This is a genomic window from Pseudomonas sp. PS01303 (genome assembly GCF_029959385.1).
GTDB lineage: Bacteria > Pseudomonadota > Gammaproteobacteria > Pseudomonadales > Pseudomonadaceae > Aquipseudomonas > Aquipseudomonas rustica.
This window is the reverse complement of sequence record NZ_JASCPK010000024.1, coordinates 1-18,621: the sequence shown is the minus strand read 5'-3', so window position 1 is coordinate 18,621 and position 18,621 is coordinate 1. Positions and strand designations below refer to the sequence as shown.

Annotated in this window: 20 protein-coding genes and 1 pseudogene; 1 reads left to right on the top strand and 20 read right to left on the bottom strand. The window is 59.8% G+C overall.

All coding sequences use genetic code 11. From position 1 onward, the window contains the following. Window positions 1-6: 6 nt before the first annotated feature. From QMX93_RS10110 to ccoN (QMX93_RS10020), 19 genes are all read right to left on the bottom strand, one after another. Entirely contained in the window at window positions 7-555 is a 549-nt protein-coding gene (locus QMX93_RS10110; RefSeq protein ID WP_024012326.1) for an adenine phosphoribosyltransferase, read from the bottom strand. A 78-nt stretch (window positions 556-633) separates the two neighbouring features. Then, window positions 634-1,368 carry a fumarate/nitrate reduction transcriptional regulator Fnr gene (gene fnr / locus QMX93_RS10105; protein ID WP_053118774.1) on the bottom strand — a complete coding sequence of 245 codons (735 nt, stop codon included), beginning with the start codon at window positions 1,366-1,368 and terminating at the stop codon, window positions 634-636. A gap of 132 nt (window positions 1,369-1,500) precedes the next feature. Then, window positions 1,501-2,883: an oxygen-independent coproporphyrinogen III oxidase gene (gene hemN / locus QMX93_RS10100; protein WP_282355312.1), complete on the bottom strand. Its 1,383-nt coding sequence runs from the start codon at window positions 2,881-2,883 to the stop codon at window positions 1,501-1,503. Between the two features lie 275 nt (window positions 2,884-3,158). Beyond that, window positions 3,159-3,842, bottom strand: coding sequence for a sulfite exporter TauE/SafE family protein (locus QMX93_RS10095; protein ID WP_282355310.1), 684 nt, complete (start codon window positions 3,840-3,842; stop codon window positions 3,159-3,161). After that, window positions 3,835-4,047, bottom strand: a complete 213-nt coding sequence (gene ccoS, locus QMX93_RS10090; protein WP_053118779.1) for a cbb3-type cytochrome oxidase assembly protein CcoS — start codon at window positions 4,045-4,047, stop codon at window positions 3,835-3,837. The genes QMX93_RS10095 and ccoS overlap by 8 nt, the downstream gene beginning before the upstream one ends. Before the next feature lie 22 nt (window positions 4,048-4,069). Beyond that, window positions 4,070-6,520 carry a heavy metal translocating P-type ATPase gene (locus QMX93_RS10085; RefSeq protein ID WP_282355307.1) on the bottom strand — a complete coding sequence of 817 codons (2,451 nt, stop codon included), beginning with the start codon at window positions 6,518-6,520 and terminating at the stop codon, window positions 4,070-4,072. Window positions 6,521-6,660: 140 nt separating this feature from the next. Then, on the bottom strand, window positions 6,661-7,200 hold the full coding sequence (locus QMX93_RS10080; protein WP_212544359.1) for a FixH family protein: 540 nt from the start codon (window positions 7,198-7,200) through the stop codon (window positions 6,661-6,663). Window positions 7,201-7,211: 11 nt separating this feature from the next. Further along, on the bottom strand, window positions 7,212-8,627 hold the full coding sequence (ccoG, locus tag QMX93_RS10075) for a cytochrome c oxidase accessory protein CcoG (RefSeq protein ID WP_053118785.1): 1,416 nt from the start codon (window positions 8,625-8,627) through the stop codon (window positions 7,212-7,214). A gap of 262 nt (window positions 8,628-8,889) precedes the next feature. Then, window positions 8,890-9,081, bottom strand: a complete 192-nt coding sequence (locus QMX93_RS10070) for a hypothetical protein (protein WP_159813746.1) — start codon at window positions 9,079-9,081, stop codon at window positions 8,890-8,892. Window positions 9,082-9,215: 134 nt separating this feature from the next. Beyond that, window positions 9,216-9,623, bottom strand: coding sequence for a type II toxin-antitoxin system VapC family toxin (locus QMX93_RS10065; protein ID WP_212544360.1), 408 nt, complete (start codon window positions 9,621-9,623; stop codon window positions 9,216-9,218). Beyond that, complete coding sequence (locus tag QMX93_RS10060; protein WP_212544439.1) at window positions 9,624-9,878, bottom strand: type II toxin-antitoxin system Phd/YefM family antitoxin; 255 nt, start codon at window positions 9,876-9,878, stop codon at window positions 9,624-9,626. Window positions 9,879-10,047: 169 nt separating this feature from the next. Further along, window positions 10,048-11,031: a cytochrome-c oxidase, cbb3-type subunit III gene (ccoP, locus tag QMX93_RS10055; protein WP_053118790.1), complete on the bottom strand. Its 984-nt coding sequence runs from the start codon at window positions 11,029-11,031 to the stop codon at window positions 10,048-10,050. Beyond that, the gene (locus QMX93_RS10050) at window positions 11,028-11,213 is read right to left on the bottom strand and encodes a CcoQ/FixQ family Cbb3-type cytochrome c oxidase assembly chaperone (RefSeq protein WP_003175465.1); all 186 of its coding nucleotides are present in this window, start codon (window positions 11,211-11,213) and stop codon (window positions 11,028-11,030) included. The genes ccoP (QMX93_RS10055) and QMX93_RS10050 overlap by 4 nt, the downstream gene beginning before the upstream one ends. Before the next feature lie 5 nt (window positions 11,214-11,218). Then, the gene (gene ccoO, locus QMX93_RS10045; RefSeq protein ID WP_053118792.1) at window positions 11,219-11,827 is read right to left on the bottom strand and encodes a cytochrome-c oxidase, cbb3-type subunit II; all 609 of its coding nucleotides are present in this window, start codon (window positions 11,825-11,827) and stop codon (window positions 11,219-11,221) included. Further along, on the bottom strand, window positions 11,827-13,269 hold the full coding sequence (gene ccoN, locus QMX93_RS10040) for a cytochrome-c oxidase, cbb3-type subunit I (RefSeq protein WP_053118794.1): 1,443 nt from the start codon (window positions 13,267-13,269) through the stop codon (window positions 11,827-11,829). The genes ccoO (QMX93_RS10045) and ccoN (QMX93_RS10040) overlap by 1 nt, the downstream gene beginning before the upstream one ends. Before the next feature lie 481 nt (window positions 13,270-13,750). Next, a complete protein-coding gene (ccoP, locus tag QMX93_RS10035) occupies window positions 13,751-14,704 on the bottom strand; it encodes a cytochrome-c oxidase, cbb3-type subunit III (protein ID WP_282355293.1) in 954 nt (317 codons plus the stop codon). Beyond that, window positions 14,701-14,916, bottom strand: coding sequence for a cbb3-type cytochrome c oxidase subunit 3 (locus QMX93_RS10030; RefSeq protein ID WP_053118838.1), 216 nt, complete (start codon window positions 14,914-14,916; stop codon window positions 14,701-14,703). Before QMX93_RS10030 ends, ccoP (QMX93_RS10035) begins: the two co-directional genes overlap by 4 nt. Before the next feature lie 5 nt (window positions 14,917-14,921). Next, window positions 14,922-15,530, bottom strand: coding sequence for a cytochrome-c oxidase, cbb3-type subunit II (ccoO, locus tag QMX93_RS10025; protein WP_053118801.1), 609 nt, complete (start codon window positions 15,528-15,530; stop codon window positions 14,922-14,924). Window positions 15,531-15,540: 10 nt separating this feature from the next. Beyond that, on the bottom strand, window positions 15,541-16,965 hold the full coding sequence (ccoN, locus tag QMX93_RS10020) for a cytochrome-c oxidase, cbb3-type subunit I (protein ID WP_282355289.1): 1,425 nt from the start codon (window positions 16,963-16,965) through the stop codon (window positions 15,541-15,543). Window positions 16,966-17,060: 95 nt separating this feature from the next. On the opposite strand from ccoN (QMX93_RS10020), the gene QMX93_RS10015 reads away from it, so the two are divergent. Then, window positions 17,061-17,753 carry an alpha/beta family hydrolase gene (locus QMX93_RS10015; RefSeq protein WP_282355286.1) on the top strand — a complete coding sequence of 231 codons (693 nt, stop codon included), beginning with the start codon at window positions 17,061-17,063 and terminating at the stop codon, window positions 17,751-17,753. Between the two features lie 716 nt (window positions 17,754-18,469). Here the strand turns inward: QMX93_RS10015 and QMX93_RS10010 are convergent. Further along, window positions 18,470-18,621, bottom strand: a pseudogene (locus QMX93_RS10010) (IS110 family transposase); the annotation flags it as partial.

Below are 18,621 nucleotides of genomic sequence, written 5' to 3'. Positions count from 1 at the left end.
TCTTGATTACTTGTCAGTCAACGCAAACTGCGTCAGGCAGAAGGTCGGGATACCCATGTCCTGCAGACGCTGCGAACCTTGCAGCTCCGGCAGGTCAATAATCGCCGCCGCCTCATGCACCCGCGCGCCCATGCGACGAATCAGGTTGGCCGCCGCAATCAGCGTGCCACCGGTGGCGATCAAATCATCAAACATCACCACCGAATCGCCTTCGCAAAGGCTATCAGCGTGCACTTCCAGAAACGCTTCGCCGTATTCGGTCGCGTAACCTTCAGCGAGCACGTCCGCCGGCAGTTTGCCTTGCTTGCGGAACAGCACCAGTGGCTTGTTCAACTGATAGGCCAGTACCGAACCGATCAGAAAACCGCGCGCATCCATCGCGCCGATGTGGGTGAAATCGGCTTCCACGTAGCGGTGGGCGAAGCTGTCCATCACCAGGCGCAGGGCCGTGGGCGATTGGAACAGCGGGGTGATGTCGCGAAAAATCACGCCTGGTTTCGGGAAGTCGATCACGGGGCGGATCAGGGATTTGATGTCGAAGGAGTCGAAGACCATCGTCGAGGTGTCCTGGCAGGGCTGCAAACGGCGCAGTATACCCGCGGCTGAAACGCTTCGCTCAACCGCGGATCGAGATCAGCCTTCTAACGAACCACCGGCCAGCGCGCAGAGCTGGATCGGGTCGAGGATGTGAATCTCCTTGCCCTCGGCGGCGATCAGCTGGTTTTGCTGGAAGCGGGTGAACACGCGGGATACGGTTTCCACCGCCAGACCCAAGTAGTTGCCGATTTCGTTACGCGACATTGCAAGGCGGAATTGATTGGCCGAGAAGCCGCGAGCGCGGAAGCGTGCGGACAGGTTGACCAGGAAGGTGGCGATGCGCTCGTCGGCGGTTTTCTTCGACAGCAGCAACATCATTTGCTGGTCATCGCGAATTTCGCGGCTCATCACGCGCATCAACTGACGGCGCAGCTGCGGCAATTGCAGGGCCAGTTCGTCGAGGCGTTCAAAGGGAATTTCGCAGACCGAGGTGGTTTCCAGTGCCTGAGCGGACACCGGGTGTTTCTCGGTGTCCATGCCGGACAGGCCAACCAGTTCGCTTGGCAAGTGGAAGCCGGTCAGTTGTTCTTCGCCGGAATCGCTCAGGCTGAAAGTCTTCAGGGCGCCGGAGCGTACTGCAAAAACGGAATCGAACGTGTCGCCCTGGCGGAACAGGAACTCACCCTTTTTCAACGGGCGGCCACGTTTAACGATCTCGTCCAGCGCATCCATGTCTTCCAGATTCAGAGAAAGTGGCAGGCAGAGAGGGGCCAGGCTGCAATCCTTGCAATGAGCCTGGTTATGAGCGCGCAGTTTAACTGGCTCGGACATTTCTTTAATCCTTGTGGGAAAACACACATAAGACGTAAGGGTAACCCACAAGAGGACGTTCAGGCCAGTGTGTGGCGCGTCTGTCCTGCCGGCAAAGTCTCGCTGTCCGGACTGATTTATTTTGCTGGGCGCTCAAATCACCCGGGAAAAACGCTGGCGGTTTTGCTGCTCCAGGTAAGCGTCAAACACCATGCACACCGAACGCACCAGCAAGCGTCCCGCCGGCAGAATCGCGATGCGGTCACGATCCAGAGTGATCAAGCCATCGTTGGCCATGCCTTGCAGTTGTGGCCATAGCGCGCCGAAGTAACCCTGAAAATCGATGTTGAACTGCTGCTCGATGTCGGCGAAATCCAGACTGAAGTTGCAGATGAGTTGCTGAATCACCGCGCGTCGTAGCCGATCATCGGCGTTGCACACCAAGCCACGGCTGGTCGCCAGTTGCGCGGCGGCGAGGCTGTTCTGGTATTCGTTCAGATCGCTGCTGTTCTGGCAGTACAGGTCGCCAATCTGGCTGATCGCCGAAACCCCCAGGCCAATCAAATCGCAATGGCCGTGGGTGGTGTAGCCCTGGAAGTTGCGTTGCAGGGTTTCCTCTTCCTGAGCAATCGCCAGTTCGTCATCGGGCAGGGCGAAGTGATCCATGCCGATGTAGCGGTAACCGGCGGCGATCAATTGTTCGATAGTGCGCTGAAACATCTCCAGTTTCTGCGCCGGGCTCGGCAGTTCGCTGGTGTTGATCCGCCGCTGCGGCATAAAGCGTTCCGGCAAGTGCGCGTAGTTGAACACCGAGAGCCGATCCGGTTGCAGGCTGATGACTTCCTCGACGGTACGGGCGAAGTTGTCCGGGGTCTGTTTGGGCAGTCCGTAAATCAGGTCGATGTTGATCGAGCGAAATTGCAGGGTGCGCGCAGCGTCGATCACGGCGCGGGTTTCTTCCAGACTTTGCAGGCGATTGACAGCGCGCTGTACGGCCGGATCTAGGTCTTGCAGGCCAATGCTGACGCGATTGAAACCGAGTTCTCGCAGCAGGCCCATGGTCGACCAGTCGGCTTCGCGCGGGTCGATTTCGATGCCGTAATCGCCGGAATCGTCATCCAGCAGATTGAAATGCTTGCGCAGGTGCGCCATCAACTGACGCAGTTCATCGTGGCTGAGAAAGGTCGGGGTGCCGCCGCCGAAGTGCAGTTGCTCGACTTTTTGTGCGGGGTCGAGGTGGCAGGCGATCAACTGGATTTCCTGCTCCAGACGTTGCAGGTACGGCAGGGCGCGGCCGCGATCCTTAGTGATGACCTTGTTGCAGGCGCAGTAGTAGCAAATGTTCGCGCAGAACGGCACATGCACATACAGCGACAACGGGCGCAGGGCTTTGCGACTGTCGCGCAGAGCGTGAAACAGATCGAACGAGCCGACCTGACTGTGAAATTGCACGGCCGTCGGATACGAGGTGTAGCGCGGTCCCGCGAGATCGTAACGGCGAATCAGATCAGAGTCCCAACGAATGGCGTCGAGCATGCGGGCATTCCCCCGGATAGGCTGGCAGTGTGGGGGGAGTCTATCGGGGTGCGGCGATGAGGCACTTGATTTGCATCAAGGGTGGTGGGTGATGCAGAGGGGCTGTGATGATGAGATTTATTGTGGCGAGGGGATTTATCCCCGTTCGGCTGCGCAGCAGTCGCAAAACCTGACTGCTGGGTATGGCGGGAGAATGCAGGGGGCCGCTTCGCGACCCAGCGGGGATAAATCCCCTCGCCACAATGGATCTGTACAGGAATTTCATTGGGGTTGATTCAGTGGCCCATCAACCAATGTTGATGCGGGCCGGGAAGGGTCCAGATGCCGAACAGGATGACCAGCAGCCCACCCGTCATGCGCACGCTGCGCTTGCGCAACAGCGCAGTGACGCGCTCTGCCGCTAGGCCCGTGGCGAGCAAGACCGGCCACGTCCCCAGCCCAAACGCGAGCATCAACAACGCACTGTCCAGCGCATTGCCCTGACTCGCCGACCACAGCAACGTGCTGTAAACCAGTCCACACGGCAGCCAGCCCCACAACGCGCCGAGCAACAACGCACGCGGCACACTCGACACGGGCAACAAACGGTTAGCCACTGGCTGAATGTGCCGCCACAACCCGCGTCCGAGGCTTTCGATCCGCGTCAGCCCGCTCCACCAACCGGCCAGGTACAAACCCATGGCGATCAACAACAAACCGGCCAGTACGCGCATGAACATTGCCGCAGGACTGTTGGCAACCGCCCAGCCCGCCAGACCGATCAACAATCCAGCCGTGGCATAACTGAGAATCCGCCCGAGGTTATACGCCAGCAGCAGTCGAAAACGCCGACTGCGTTGCTCCTTGGGAATCGCCAGGGTCAGCGCGCCCATCAAGCCGCCGCACATGCCCAGGCAATGGCCGCCACCGAGCAAGCCGAGGATCAGCGCCGAGACCAGCAGTGGCGCCAGTTCAAGCATGGGGTGGGGCCTTGTCGTCCGGTTTGGTCGCGTTGACTTCGTCGACGGCAGCGGTGTGTTGCGGATCCTGATCGTCGAACAGGATGCTGTGGGCCGGGCCGTCGAGGTCGTCGTACTGACCGCTGTCCACCGCCCAGAAGAAAATGTAAACGGCGATGGCCACGATCAGCAGTGCGGCGGGGATCATCACGTAGAGAGCTGGCATCTGTACTCCATGCCCGCGCGGCTCAGGCCGGCAGCGGGCGGGTTTCCGAACGAGTGCTGGCGTGCGGCGAACCCGGCAGGCGAGTCAGGCGCAAAGCGTTGAGCACCACGGTCAACGAACTGATCGACATGCCGACCGCGGCCCACACCGGCGTGATCCAGCCGAGGGCGGCGAACGGCAACATGAGGCCATTGTACAGCGCCGCCCACAGCAGGTTCTCGATGATTACCCGACGGGTGCGCCGCGCCAACGTGAAAGCTTGAACCAGCGCGTCGAGGCGATTGGACAGCAGCACCGCATCGGCGCTGGTTTTCGCCAGATCGGTGGCCGAGCCCATCGCCACACTGATGTCAGCCGCCGCCAGTACCGGCACGTCATTGACGCCGTCGCCAAGCATCAGCACCTTGCGACCTTCCTTGTGCAACCGTTGCAAGACTTGCAGTTTGTCGTCAGGACGCAAACCACCACGGGCCTCGTCGATGCCCAATTCGGCGGCGACGCTGGCGACCATCGGCGAGCTGTCCCCCGATAGCAATAATGTGCGCCAGCCGCGCGCCTTGCACGCCGCGAGCAGGGCGGGGGCGTCATCGCGCAAGCGGTCATCGAGGACGAACCAAGCCAACGGCCCCTGAGCGTCGCCCAGCAGCAGCCATTGGCCTGCTTCGTCCGGCATCCTCGGGACTGCCGCGCCGCTGAGGGCGCAGACAAATTGCGCCTGACCGATGCGCAAGCGTTGTTCGCCGACCAAGCCTTCGAGGCCGAGCCCCGGTGTGCTGTGAACTTCCTCTGCCGCCAGCGGTGCGCGACCGAAAGCTCGGGCAATCGGGTGTTCTGAACGGTTTTCCAGCGCGGCGGCGAGGCTCAGGCATTGCTCGCTGTCCAGTGCGCCGAGCGGGCGGATCGAACGCAATACCAAGCGGCCCTCGGTGAGGGTGCCGGTCTTGTCGAAAATCACTGTGTCGATCTGATTCAGGCCTTCCAGCACATGGCCGCGCGTCAACAGCAAACCGAGTTTGTGCAGGGTGCCGGTGGCGGCGGTGAGGGCGGTCGGCGTCGCCAGCGACAGCGCGCAGGGGCACGTCGCGACGAGCATGGCGAGGACGATCCAGAACGCGCGCGAGGAATCCAGCTCCCACCAGAGCAGGCCGATGACGGCAGCGGCGATCAGCGACAGCAACAGGAACCATTGCGCGGCGCGGTCGGCGATTTCGGCCAGTCGCGGTTTTTCTGCCTGAGCGCGATCAAGCAGGCGGACGATGGCGCTCAGGCGCGTGTCTTGCCCCAGCGCCTGCACTTCAACCGTCAGCGCCCCTTCGACATTAAGGGTGCCGGCGGTGACCGCATCGCCCAGCGTGCGCGGTTGCGGCAGGTATTCGCCGGTGAGCAGCGATTCGTCGATGCTTGATTGGCCATCAATGATCTTGCCGTCAGCCGGGAGGATCGATCCGGCTTGCACCAGAATCTTGTCGCCCGTGCGCAGCTCGCTGAGCAAAATGCGCTCGCTCTGGCCGCTACCGTCCAGACGCAGGCACGACGCGGGCAACAGATTGACCAGTTGGGCCGTGGCAGCGGCGGTACGCTCGCGGGCGCGGCGTTCCAGATAACGCCCGGCGAGCAGGAACAACGCAAACATACCGACCGCATCGAAGTACAACTCGCCGACGCCGGTAATTGCCGTCCAGATCCCGGCGATGTAGGCGCTGCCGATGGCCAGCGACACCGAGACGTCCATGGTCAGGTGGCGGGTGCGCAAATCACGCATTGCGCCTTTGAAAAACGGCGCGCAGCTGTAGAAGACGATCGGCGTGGTGAGGAACAGCGCGACCCAGCGCAGAATCGTGTGCAGCTCAGGACTGAGGTCGATGTTGAATTCCGGCCAGGTGGCCATCGTCGCCATCATTGCCTGAAACCACAGCAATCCAGCGACGCCGAGCTGGCGCAGGGCGAGACGGTTTTCGCTGGCCAGTTGTTCGCTGGCGCGGTCGGCCTGATACGGGTGGGCGGCGTAACCGATGTGGCGCAGTTCGGCGAGGATCTGGCTCAGCGGCAATTGCGCGTCGGCCCAGCTCACGTGCAGGCGATGGTTGGACAGGTTCAGTCGTGCTTCGGCCACGGCAGGCAGGGTGCGCAGATGTTTCTCGATCAGCCAGCCGCACGCGGCGCAACTGATGCCTTCCATCAATAACGTGGTTTCGGCCAGATCGCCTGCATGGCGCACGAACGGTTGTTGCACGTCGGCGCGGTCGTACAGCGCCAGTTCGTCGGTCAGTTGCACCGGCAGCGCTTCGGGGTTGGCCGAGGCTTCGCTGCGATGCTGGTAATAACTGTCGAGGCCGCCGGCAACGATGGCTTCGGCCACGGCCTGGCAGCCCGGGCAGCAGAATTCGCGGGATTCCCCGAGTACGACAGCGGTGAAGCGGCTGCCCGACGGAACGGGCAGGGCGCAGTGGTAGCAGGGGAGTGGGCTGGTCATGGCACTTGTTCCGATGATCGTTCCCACGCTCCGCGTGGGAATACCTCCCCGGACGCTCCGCGTCCGCTTCGGCTGGGACGCGGAGCGTCCTTGGCTGCGTTCCCACGCAGAGCGTGGGAACGATCAGGCACAGGAGTTGTTTATTTTTTCAGGTCTTCGGCGCCTTGGAGGGGTTCATCACCCAGCAGCAGATCCTTGTCGTGGCTGACCAGTTCTTCTTCGAACATGCGCCACACGTGGTCATCCTGACTGCCGAGCAGTTCAACAAAACGACGCCCTTCAACCTTGTCGTTCAGTTGTCCGAGGTAACGGCCGGTTTCAGATTCGCTGCGGGTCAGGACGATCTTGCGATCCTTCTCCGGCTGGGTCGGCGAGATCAGGTTCAGTTCCAGTGTCTTCGGCTGACTGTCACCGCTCAAACGCAGATCAACTTCGCCGGTAACGCCGTCCAGATGCACGTTGGCGCGCATCTTCAGGTTCTGCGCGAGCAACTCACGATCCAGCGAACGGTTGATGCCTTTGCCGGCCTCGTAGTAGTTGTCGTTCACCAGGTTGTCCGGGTTGTTTACCGCGATGGTCACCATGGACAAGGTCAGGGTCACCGAGCAGGCCAGAATCCCGATGATGATCCATGGCCAGAGGTGCTTGTACCAAGGGCTTGCGGCGTTTGCTGCGGGCATGTTCAGTTCTCTCAACGGATTTGTGGGCCGATGAATCGGCTCTTGGCTTCAACGTGGACGCTGTTGTCATCGGCATCCTTGAGGATGAATTTCACCTCGTTGGTGCTCGATGGCAGTTGTTCGGGGGCGCTCGACAGTTCGACCGGCATGCTGAAAATTTCCCCGGCCGGCACCTTGATCTCGCGTTTGCCTTGCAGGCGCAGATCCGGCAGACCGCTGGCTTCCAGCACATAGGTGTGGTCGCGCTGATCCTTGTTCATGATCTTCAGGCTGTAGACGTTTTCGATCCGGCCTTCAGCGTTTTCGCGGTACAGCACGCGATCCTTGCTGACGTCGAAACCAACCAGCGAGCGCATGAAGAACGCGGTCACCAACAGGCTGATCATCGCCAGCAACACCACGGCATAGCCGATCAGGCGCGGTCGCAGTTTATGGGTTTTCTGCCCGGACAGGTTGTGCTCGGTGGTGTAACTGATGAGGCCGCGCGGATAATTCATCTTGTCCATGATGCTGTCGCAGGCGTCGATGCACGCGGCGCAACCGATGCACTCGATCTGCAGACCGTCGCGAATGTCGATGCCGGTCGGGCAGACCTGAACGCACATGGTGCAGTCGATGCAATCACCGAGGCCCTGCGCTTTGTAGTCGATGCCTTTTTTGCGCGGGCCACGGCTTTCGCCCCGGCGCGGATCGTAGGAAACAATCAGCGTGTCTTTATCGAACATCACGCTCTGGAAGCGCGCATACGGACACATGTAGATGCAAACTTGCTCGCGCAACCAACCGGCGTTGCCGTAGGTGGCGAGAGTGAAGAAACCGACCCAGAAGTACGACCAGCCATCGGCCTGGCCGGTGAAGAATTCAAAAACCAGTTCGCGGATTGGCGAGAAGTAACCGACAAAGGTCATGCCAGTGACAAAACCAATCAGCAGCCACATCGCGTGTTTCGCGGCTTTGCGCAGCAGTTTGTTGGCGCTCATCGGCGCCTTGTCGAGTTTGATGCGCTGGTTGCGGTCGCCTTCGGTGACCTTCTCGCACCACATGAAAATCCACGTCCATACGCTTTGCGGGCAGGTATAGCCGCACCAGACACGACCGGCGTACACGGTGATGAAGAACAGGCCGAACGCGGCGATGATCAACAAACCAGACAGCAGGATGAAATCCTGGGGCCAGAAGGTGGCGCCGAAGATGAAGAATTTGCGCTCGGGCAGGTTCCACCACACCGCCTGATGGCCGCCCCAATTCAGCCAGACCGTACCGAAATACAGCAGAAACAGCGCGGCGCCGCCCATCATCCGCAGGTTGCGGAACAGGCCGGTGAAAGCGCGGGTGTAGATTTTTTCTCGTGAGGCGTAAAGGTCAACGCTGTTGTTCGCGTTTTTGCTCGGTGGTGTGACGTCGTGTACCGGAATCTGGTTGCTCATCATTGCATCCCACGGCAGTGGAAAAATGCCTCGGTCGATACGTGCCAACCGCGGTCAAAAGGGGGTATTGCAGTGGCGCAATGATACGCCTGTCGCTCTAGCTCAAGGGTGCGACCTTTGGTCGCGTTGGGGGAAGAGCGTGAATGGTGTAGCGATTGCAGCAAAGCATGATGCAGGTCAATTGACTATAGACGATGGCTGTTGCCGGTATCGTGACAGCTGAGGAGGGCAGTGCAGGCACCGCCCTGTTTTCACTCACCGATCAAGGCAGTCGGCCACCGCCGAGGCTGTCGAGGCCACCACTGCCGCGCTTTCTATCAGCAGCGCTTTCGTTATCGACGGAACGCTTTTGTCTGTTCAGGTTATCAGTCGTGCCTGCCGAGTCATTCAGTTGTGTGGGTGCACCTTCCGGGATCGATGGTTCGGTGTTCAGGGTTTCGTCTTGTTGGGTCATTGCTCAGCATCCTTGTCTGAATTTTTTGCGGTACTAACTGCGTCACTGCAGTTGAGTCCAGACGTTATCGCTTGTCGGCGAATGTGCCCATCGAATTTCAATTGCCAAATATGAGCAGGCAACCGGCCAGTCACTCATTCCCATGGATTGATCAACGCCACACCGCTGGAAGCAAAATCAGCCACATTGCGCGTCACTACCGTCAGCCCGTGCACCAATGCCGTGGCGGCAATCAGTGCATCGCTTTCATTGGCGCTGTCCGGCACGTGCAGGCTGGCGCAGCGCAGGGCAACGGCGGCATCCACCGGCAGGATCCGCGCATCGAACGCCGGCATGACGTGACGCTTGAGCCAGTTGCGCAAAACCTTGCCCTGCACCGGGTCGCGGCGCTCCATGCGCAGGACGCCGGTTTCCAGCTCCTTCAAAGTAATCGCCGAGATAAACAGGCGAGGGGCAATCACGGTATTGGCCCAGGCCACCACGTTTTTATCGGCCTTGGGTTTGCGCAGTTCGGAAATCACATTGGTATCGAGTAAATACATTCAGGACAGATCCACAGGGCGGTGAGTGATCACGGCACGCTCGGCTTCGAACTCGATATCGGCCGCTTCGGGCATGACCAGGAGATCGACAATGCTTGCGTTAGTGCCGGTCAGTTTTTCGTACTCCTCAATGCTTAGCAGCACGTGGGCAGGCTTGCCACGGTCAGTGATGATTACCGGCCCCTGAAGCGCGGCTTTTTTGGCACTGCTTGTGTCCTGATTGAACTCACGGCTGGAAATGGTGGTGATGGCCATCATGAGGACCTCTCCCGAAAGATTTTGTAGGAACGTTACTACCGACTTGGAGATCCGACAACCTTCAATTGCAGCAGAGCGTCACCATTGGTCGAACACCGAAAGAACCAAACAAAACGGCCCCGCCAATGTGAGTTGGCGGGGCCGTTTTTTGTTTCAAGCGTAAGCCTTACTCGGCGTTCGCTTCCGGGGCTTTTTCACCGTGGGACAAGCTGTAAACGTACGCGGCCAGCAAGTGAACCTTGTCGTTCCCTTGCAGTTGTTCCTGCGCAGGCATCTGGCCCTGACGGCCGTAACGGATGGTCTGCTGCAATTGCGCGAAGCTCGAACCGTAGATGAACGCGGCCGGGTGAGTCAGGTTAGGTGCGCCCATCGCTGGCGTACCTTTGCCTTCCGGGCCGTGGCACGCCACGCAGTTGCCGGCGAACAGTTTCTGGCCGTTGGCGACATCCGCTTTGGTGCCTTCCGGCAGCTTGCGACCATCGAGGTTGCTCACCACGAACGCGGCAACGTCAGCAACGCCTTGCTCGCCGATCACTTCAGCCCAGGCCGGCATCACCGCGTGGCGACCGCCCATGATGGTGGTCTTGATGGTTTCCGGTTCGCCGCCCCAGCGCCAGTCGGCGTCGGTCAGGTTCGGGAAACCGTAAGCGCCCTTGGCGTCGGAACCGTGGCACACCGAGCAGTTGGAGGCGAATAAACGGCCCCCCATTTTCAGTGCTTGCGGATCCTTGGCGACTTCTTCGATCGGCATGGCGGCGAACTTAGCGAAGATCGGACCGAACTTGGCGTCCGAACGGGCCATTTCCTTTTCCCATTCGTGCACGCCGGTCCAGCCGGTCTGGCCGTTGGCGAACGCGGTCTGCTTGTCGTTATCGAGGTAGTTGTACCCCGGCAGCAGGCCTTTCCAGTTGCCCAGACCCGGGTACAGCACCAGGTAACCCAAGGCAAAAATGATGGTGCCGACGAACAGCATGAACCACCATTTTGGCAGCGGGTTGTCGTACTCCTCGATCCCGTCGAAGGAGTGCCCGACCGTCTCTTCCGTCTGCTCGCTGCGCTGGCCCTTGCGGGTCGACAGCAGCAGCCAGGTCAGGGAAAAGATCGTACCGAGACTGAGGACTGTGACGTACAGACTCCAGAATGTAGTCATTCTTTGTTACTCCTAGAAGCTTGCTCGACGTGCTTGATGGCTTCGGGATCATCCGCGAAAGGCAGCAAGGTCGCGTCTTCAAACTCCGACTTGCGCTTGGGGCTGAACACCCACAGCGCCAGACCGATGAAGGCCACCATCACAACAACGGTGCCCAGGCCACGAATCATCCCGATATCCATCTAAATCACCGTTTGCTTTTGATGATGGTGCCCAGGCCTTGCAGATAGGCCACCAGCGCGTCCATTTCGGTTTTGCCCTTCACGGCATCCTGAGCACCGGCGATGTCTTCGTCGGTGTAAGGAACGCCGAGCGTGCGCAAGACTTCCATTTTTTTGGCCGTCTCCTTGCCGTCGAGCTTGTTTTCCACGAGGAACGGGTACGCCGGCATTTTCGACTCAGGCACCACGTTGCGCGGGTTGTACAAGTGCGCGCGGTGCCAGTCATCGGAGTAACGCGCGCCGACACGGGCCAGATCCGGGCCGGTACGTTTGGAACCCCACAGGAACGGGTGATCCCAGACGCTTTCACCGGCCACCGAGTAGTGGCCATAGCGTTCGGTTTCAGCGCGGAACGGACGGATCATCTGCGAGTGGCAGCCGACACAGCCGTTGGCGATGTAGACGTCGCGGCCTTCCAGTTCAAGGGCGGGGCGTGGCTTCATGCCTTCGACCGGCTTGTTGGTGACGTCCTGGAAAAACAGCGGAACGATTTGAGTCAGGCCACCGATGCTGACGGCGATGACCATGAAGAAGGCCAGCAGGCCAATATTCTTCTCGACAGCTTCATGCTTCATCAGTGAGCTCCAACGACAGCGATCTGGGCGGCGGCTTCAGCTTCAACAGCGTTCGAGGCGCGCACGGTGCGCCATACGTTGTAAGCCATCAGGAACATGCCGCTGGCGAAGAAAGCACCGCCCAAGGCACGCACGATGTAACCCGGGTGGCTGGCTTGCAGCGCTTCAACGAACGAGTAGGTGAGGGTGCCGTCATCGTTGATTGCACGCCACATCAGGCCCTGAGTGATGCCGTTGACCCACATCGAAGCGATGTACAGCACGGTGCCGATGGTCGCGAGCCAGAAGTGCGCGTTGATCAGGCCGACACTGTGCATCTGCGCACGACCGAACAGTTTCGGGATCATGTGGTAGATCGCGCCGATCGAGATCATCGCCACCCAGCCAAGAGCGCCGGCGTGTACGTGGCCGATGGTCCAGTCGGTGTAGTGCGAGAGCGAGTTGACGGTCTTGATCGCCATCATCGGACCTTCAAAGGTCGACATGCCGTAGAACGCCAGCGAGACCACGAGGAAGCGCAGGATCGGGTCGGTGCGCAGCTTATGCCAAGCGCCCGAGAGGGTCATCATGCCGTTGATCATGCCGCCCCAGCTTGGTGCCAGCAGGATGATCGACATCGCCATGCCCAGCGATTGTGCCCAGTCCGGCAGTGCGGTGTAGTGCAAGTGGTGCGGGCCGGCCCAGATGTACAGGGTGATCAGTGCCCAGAAGTGCACGATCGACAGACGATACGAGTAGATCGGACGTTCGGCCTGTTTTGGCACGAAGTAGTACATCATCCCGAGGAAACCGGTGGTCAGGAAGAAACCTACGGCGTTGTGGCCGTACCACCACTGGATCATCGCATCGGTCGCGCCGGAGTAGGCGGAGTAGGACTTGAACAGGTTCACCGGCAGGGAAGCGTGGTTGACGATGTGCAACATCGCCGTGACGACGATGAAGGCACCGTAGAACCAGTTACCCACATAGATGTGCTTGGTTTTGCGCTTGGTGATGGTGCCGAAGAACACCAGACCGTAGGTGACCCAGACAATGGCCAGCAAAATGGCGATCGGCCATTCCAGTTCCGCGTATTCCTTGGTGGTGGTGTAACCCAGCGGCAAGGTAATGATCGCGCCGACAATGACCGCTTGCCATCCCCAGAAGGTGAAGGCCGCGAGGCTGTCGGAAATCAGTCGCGTCTGGCAGGTTCGCTGCACGACATAGTAGGAAGTGGCAAACAGTGCACAACCACCGAAGGCGAAAATCACCAGGTTTGTGTGCAACGGGCGCAGGCGTCCAAAGCTCGTCCACGGCAGACCGAAGTTCAACTCCGGCCAAACCAGTTGCGAGGCGATGAAGACACCGAGCCCCATGCCAAGGATCCCCCAGACCACCGTCATGATGGCGAACTGGCGGACTACCTTATAGTTATAAGCAGTCGGACTGATTGCTGTGCTCATTCTAAGGTTCCACGGTTTGGGTGTTTTATTAGGATTAAAATCGGCCGCAAGTATGCAGAGAGCAGGGGGTCATTGCAACGCGCCATGACCTGGGTCAATGCTTTCCAACGCTGATTCTGCGGCCTTTCCATGCGCCGCGTAAGGACAAAAATGCCCTCGAAAAAAAAGTCGCTGCGGATGAAAAAAGCGAGGGGTTCAGGTCGCTTGTAACGAGGTGTGTTCAAACGGCCGGTTTGGGTGACGAATGGCAATCGGCGCGACAGCCGGTATCTACTGGCCTTTGCGGCGAATCTGTCAGCTAATTCATCGAACACAACGCTCAGGATCGACCTGCAACCGGCATGAGCCAGTCCGCATCGAGCAAGCTTAGACCCGAATTCGGGGAACCGAAAGGCGAGGGTGTTAAGGGGTGCGACAATGCGTCGCAAAGGGGTGGGAAACTGCCGCACGGAGAATCGTGCGGCAGAGGTGTACGCAATGCTTACTTCTGGTTGTCTTCAGTAATCAGTTTTTCTGTATTCAATCCGTGGGTGAGGCTGTACACATAAGCCGCCAGCAATTGCACTTTATCGTTGCCCAGCAGCTCGTTTTGCGCCGGCATGTGACCCTGACGACCATGGCGAATGGTCTGCTCGAGTTGGGTCAGGCTGGTGCCATAGATAAATCCGGCCGGGTGCGTCAGATTCGGCGCGCCCATGGCTTCGGTGCCTTGGCCGGTCGCCCCATGACAGGCTACGCAGGTGGTGCTGAACGCCTGCTGGCCCGCTTGCAGGTCAGCCTTGCTGTCGGCGGGCAACGGCAATTTGGCCAGATCATGACGCACATACGCGGCCACGTTTTTCACCCCGGCCTCGCCCAACACTTCGCCCCACGCCGGCATCGCCGCGACCCGGCCACCCATGATGGTGGTCTTGATGGTCTCGGCGTCGCCGCCCCAACGCCAGTCGCTGTCGGCGAGGTTAGGGAAGCCGAACGCGCCTTTGGCGTCCGAGCCGTGGCACACCGAGCAGTTGGAAGCGAAGAGGCGGCCACCCATTTTCAGCGCCTGCGGATCCTTCGCCACTTCTTCCACCGGCATGGCGGCGAACCTGGCGAAGATCGGCCCGAACTTGGCGTCAGCCTTGCTCATTTCCTTTTCCCACTCGTGAACGCCGGTCCAGCCGTCCTCGTAACCCGGGAGGATGCCTTTCCAGTTGCCCAGACCCGGATACAGAATCAAATAGCCCACGGCAAATACCAGCGTGCCGGCGAAGAGCATGAACCACCACTGCGGCAGCGGGTTGTCGTACTCCTCGATGCCGTCGAAGCTGTGGCCCATGGTCTGGTCGACGCTGCCTTTGGTCTCGCCCCGGCGGGTGCCGATCAGCAACCACGTCAGGCCGATCAGGCTGCCGATGGTCAGTACGCAGATCCACGTACTCCAGAAGGTGGTCATGGCCGGGTACTCCTTGGTTCAGGTGCTTGGGTTGTTTCAAATGCTGGGGTCGTTTCGGGCTGTGGCTCGTCGGCGAACGGCAGCAGACGTGCTTCGGCGAACTCCGGGGTGCGCTTGCGGTTGAACACCCACAAGGTCAAACCGACGAACGCTACAAACACGACAACAGTGCCTAAACCACGGATCAGCCCTGCGCTCATTTCAAAGACCATCGTGCTCACCTCTTGCTCTTGATCGCAGTGCCAAGCACTTGCAGGTAGGCGACGAGCGCGTCCATTTCGGTCTTGCCCTTGAGGCTGGCCACCGCGCCGGCGATGTCATCGTCGGTGTACGGCACGCCGAGGGTGCGCATGACTTTGATCTTGGTTTCGGTGTGGCTGCTGTCGACCGCTTGCGTGACCAGCCATGGGTAGGCCGGCATTTTCGATTCCGGTACGACGTTGCGCGGGTTGTACAAGTGCGCACGGTGCCAGTCATCCGAGTAGCGCGCGCCGACCCGGGCCAGATCCGGCCCGGTACGTTTCGAGCCCCACAGGAACGGGTGATCCCAGACGCTTTCACCGGCCACCGAGTAGTGTCCGTAACGTTCGGTTTCGGCGCGGAACGGGCGGATCATCTGCGAGTGGCAGCCGACGCAACCTTCACGGATATAGATGTCGCGGCCTTCCAGTTGCAGCGCGGTGTAAGGCTTCATGCCTTCGACCGGTTTATTGGTGACGTCCTGGAAGAACAGCGGGACGATCTGGGTCAGGCCGCCGATGCTCACGGCAAGCACCATGAGCAACATCAGCAGGCCGACGTTCTTTTCAATCGTTTCGTGTTTCATGGCGGACTCCTCAGGCCATCTGCGCGGCAGCGACGACGTCAGCAGGCTGCGAGGCCCGCACGGTGCGCCAGGTGTTGTAAGCCATCAGGAACATGCCGCTGAGGAAGATCGCCCCGCCAATCAGCCGCACGATGAAGCCAGGGTGGCTGGCCACCAGGGTTTCGACGAAGGAATAGGTCAGCGTGCCGTCCTCGTTGATGGCGCGCCACATCAGGCCTTGCGCGATGCCGTTGACCCACATGGACGCGATGTACAGCACGGTGCCGATGGTCGCGAGCCAGAAGTGCGCGTTGATCAGGCCGATGCTGTGCATCTGCGCTTTGCCGAAAATTTTCGGGATCATGTGGTACAGCGCGCCGATGGAAATCATCGCTACCCAACCGAGCGCGCCGGCGTGGACGTGGCCGATGGTCCAGTCGGTGTAGTGGGAGAGGGCGTTGACCGTTTTGATGGCCATCATCGGACCTTCGAAGGTCGACATGCCGTAGAATGCCAGCGAGACCACGAGGAAGCGCAGGATCGGGTCGCTGCGCAACTTATGCCAGGCGCCCGAGAGGGTCATCATGCCGTTGATCATGCCGCCCCAGCTCGGTGCCAGCAGAATCAGCGACATCACCATGCCCAGCGACTGTGCCCAGTCCGGCAGCGCGGTGTAGTGCAAGTGGTGCGGGCCGGCCCAGATGTACAGGGTGATCAGTGCCCAGAAGTGCACGATCGACAGACGATACGAGTACACCGGACGCTCGGCCTGTTTCGGCACGAAGTAGTACATCATCCCGAGGAAACCGGCGGTGAGGAAAAAGCCTACGGCGTTATGGCCGTACCACCATTGCACCATCGCGTCGGTTGCACCGGCGTACACCGAGTAGGACTTGGTGAAACTCACCGGCAACTCAAGGTTGTTGACGATGTGCAGAATCGCCACGGTGATGATGAACGCGCCGAAGAACCAGTTGCCCACGTAGATGTGTCTGGTTTTGCGCTGCATGATCGTGCCGAAGAACACGATCGCGTAGGCGACCCAGACAATGGTGATCAGAATGTCAATCGGCCATTCCAGCTCAGCGTATTCCTTGGAGCTGGTGTAACCCATTGGCAGGCTGATGGCCGCCAGCAGGATCACCAGTTGCCAGCCCCAGAAGCAGAACGCGGCGATTTTCGGTGCGAACAATTGGGTCTGGCAGGTACGTTGCACCGAGTAAAACGAACTGGCGAACAGCGCGCAGCCGCCGAACGCGAAGATCACCGCGTTAGTGTGCAGCGGGCGCAGGCGGCCAAAACTGGTCCAAGGCAAATTGAAGTTGAGTTCGGGCCAGACCAATTGGGCCGCGAGAAAAACCCCGAGCCCCATGCCGACGATGCCCCACACCACCGTCATAATGGCGAATTGGCGGACCACCTTGTAGTTGTAGGCGGTACTGATAGAAGTGTTCATGGTTCCCCATCCACGGTTCAGCCGAAGTGAGCCCGCGCAAAAGACGCGGCGAATCCTTCGTCTGGAGTTATAGGCAGACTAAAAGCGAGGCAAGCATGGACAAACAGCACAAGGCCAGTATTGACGGGGATCAATGGGCGCAGTGCGTGCGTGATCATGGGTGGCTTTGGGATGCTGCTCATGGCGAAGCTGCGGCGACGTTGATCCTGGCTCACGGTGCTGGTGCGCCGATGGACAGCGACTGGATGAACGACATGGCTGGGCGCCTTGCTGCTCTTGGGATTAACGTGTTGCGCTTTGAGTTTCCGTATATGGCGCAGCGGCGGGTTGACGGTGGTAAACGTCCGCCCAATCCGGCGCCGAAGCTGTTGGAGTGCTGGCGTGAGGTGTTTGCTGTAGTGCGACGTCATGTCACTGGGGTTATGGCGATTGGCGGGAAGTCGATGGGGGGGCGGATGGCGAGTCTTTTGGCTGACGAATTGGGCGTGGATGCGTTGGTGTGTCTGGGGTATCCGTTTTATGCGGTGGGGAAGCCGGAGAAGCCTCGGGTTGAGCATTTGGCTTCTTTGCAGACGCGGACGTTGATTGTGCAGGGGGAGCGGGATGCGCTTGGCAATCGGGAGGCGGTCGAGGCTTACACGTTGTCACCGAGTATTGAGGTGACGTGGCTAGCGGTCGGCGATCATGATCTGAAGCCGTTGAAGGTTTCCGGGTTTACCCATGAGCAGCATTTGGCCAGCGCTGCGCAGAAAGTATCCGAGTTTCTCAAGGGTTCACGAAAATCCTGAACCGCATAAAGATCGGCTCCCTTTCCCCTCGCCCCCTTGGGGGAGAGGGCTGGGGTGAGGGGGATGGATATCAGCTGCGACATATTTTTTGAGTACATATCCATTGCTGCGGTAACGGCCGCTCAGGGTTCCGCCCTTACGGCGGGTCACTTTTTCCAGACGCCGAAAAAGTAACCAAAAAGGCTTGCTCCTACGTTCGGCCCGCTCGCTGGGGCTCGGGGTTCCTTCGCTCCGGGCTCCATCCGGGCGCATCGCCTCCGGTTTGCTGCGCTGCACCTCCTCTCGATGTGTTTGGCTGCGCCAAACGGTCGCTGCGCTCCCACCCCCGGATGAATCCCTCCACTCAGCCTTCCGATGTCGCTTGTGGATCAAGATCAAAATCTGCAGCCGAGCTTGCGCTCATCCTGTTGAGTGGGGCGGCTGCGCCGCGAATCCATGTAGGAGCTGCCGCAGGCTGCGATCTTTTGATCTTGATTTTGTAGGAGCTGAGCTTGCTCGCGAAGGCGGCTTGATAGCCGACCTGTCTTTTGCTGAATGCACCGGATCCCACTGTAGGAGCCAGCCTGCTGGCGATGGCGACCCGCCGAATCTCTATCAGATGTACTCAATTCGTGTGGGAGCTGGCTTGCCAGCGATAGTGACCTACCAGCCAACCCATCCCTAACCGGTGTAACAAATCCCACTGTGGGAGATTCTATGGTTGCGAACAACGTTTTTTAGGCAGTTTTGCTGACGTATGCTTTCTCGCTCTTCAGCAGCGCGTATGCAATACGCGCAAGTTTACGTGACAAAATCACCAGCGCTTCAGTGGTGGCCTTGCCCTTGTTTCGATGATGCTCATAGGTTTCCTTCCAGGCCGCTGTGCGGC

Excerpts from the sequence above, each read along its gene's own strand:
- QMX93_RS10110 (WP_024012326.1), bottom strand. The coding sequence starts at position 555 with ATGGTCTTCGACTCCTTCGACATCAAATCCCTGATCCGCCCCGTGATC.
- fnr (WP_053118774.1), bottom strand. The coding sequence starts at position 1,368 with ATGTCCGAGCCAGTTAAACTGCGCGCTCATAACCAGGCTCATTGCAAG.
- hemN (WP_282355312.1), bottom strand. The coding sequence starts at position 2,883 with ATGCTCGACGCCATTCGTTGGGACTCTGATCTGATTCGCCGTTACGAT.
- QMX93_RS10095 (WP_282355310.1), bottom strand. The coding sequence starts at position 3,842 with ATGCTTGAACTGGCGCCACTGCTGGTCTCGGCGCTGATCCTCGGCTTG.
- ccoS (WP_053118779.1), bottom strand. The coding sequence starts at position 4,047 with ATGCCAGCTCTCTACGTGATGATCCCCGCCGCACTGCTGATCGTGGCC.
- QMX93_RS10085 (WP_282355307.1), bottom strand. The coding sequence starts at position 6,520 with ATGACCAGCCCACTCCCCTGCTACCACTGCGCCCTGCCCGTTCCGTCG.
- QMX93_RS10080 (WP_212544359.1), bottom strand. The coding sequence starts at position 7,200 with ATGCCCGCAGCAAACGCCGCAAGCCCTTGGTACAAGCACCTCTGGCCA.
- ccoG (WP_053118785.1), bottom strand. The coding sequence starts at position 8,627 with ATGAGCAACCAGATTCCGGTACACGACGTCACACCACCGAGCAAAAAC.
- QMX93_RS10070 (WP_159813746.1), bottom strand. The coding sequence starts at position 9,081 with ATGACCCAACAAGACGAAACCCTGAACACCGAACCATCGATCCCGGAA.
- QMX93_RS10065 (WP_212544360.1), bottom strand. The coding sequence starts at position 9,623 with ATGTATTTACTCGATACCAATGTGATTTCCGAACTGCGCAAACCCAAG.
- QMX93_RS10060 (WP_212544439.1), bottom strand. The coding sequence starts at position 9,878 with ATGGCCATCACCACCATTTCCAGCCGTGAGTTCAATCAGGACACAAGC.
- ccoP (WP_053118790.1), bottom strand. The coding sequence starts at position 11,031 with ATGACTACATTCTGGAGTCTGTACGTCACAGTCCTCAGTCTCGGTACG.
- QMX93_RS10050 (WP_003175465.1), bottom strand. The coding sequence starts at position 11,213 with ATGGATATCGGGATGATTCGTGGCCTGGGCACCGTTGTTGTGATGGTG.
- ccoO (WP_053118792.1), bottom strand. The coding sequence starts at position 11,827 with ATGAAGCATGAAGCTGTCGAGAAGAATATTGGCCTGCTGGCCTTCTTC.
- ccoN (WP_053118794.1), bottom strand. The coding sequence starts at position 13,269 with ATGAGCACAGCAATCAGTCCGACTGCTTATAACTATAAGGTAGTCCGC.
- ccoP (WP_282355293.1), bottom strand. The coding sequence starts at position 14,704 with ATGACCACCTTCTGGAGTACGTGGATCTGCGTACTGACCATCGGCAGC.
- QMX93_RS10030 (WP_053118838.1), bottom strand. The coding sequence starts at position 14,916 with ATGGTCTTTGAAATGAGCGCAGGGCTGATCCGTGGTTTAGGCACTGTT.
- ccoO (WP_053118801.1), bottom strand. The coding sequence starts at position 15,530 with ATGAAACACGAAACGATTGAAAAGAACGTCGGCCTGCTGATGTTGCTC.
- ccoN (WP_282355289.1), bottom strand. The coding sequence starts at position 16,965 with ATGAACACTTCTATCAGTACCGCCTACAACTACAAGGTGGTCCGCCAA.
- QMX93_RS10015 (WP_282355286.1), top strand. The coding sequence starts at position 17,061 with ATGGACAAACAGCACAAGGCCAGTATTGACGGGGATCAATGGGCGCAG.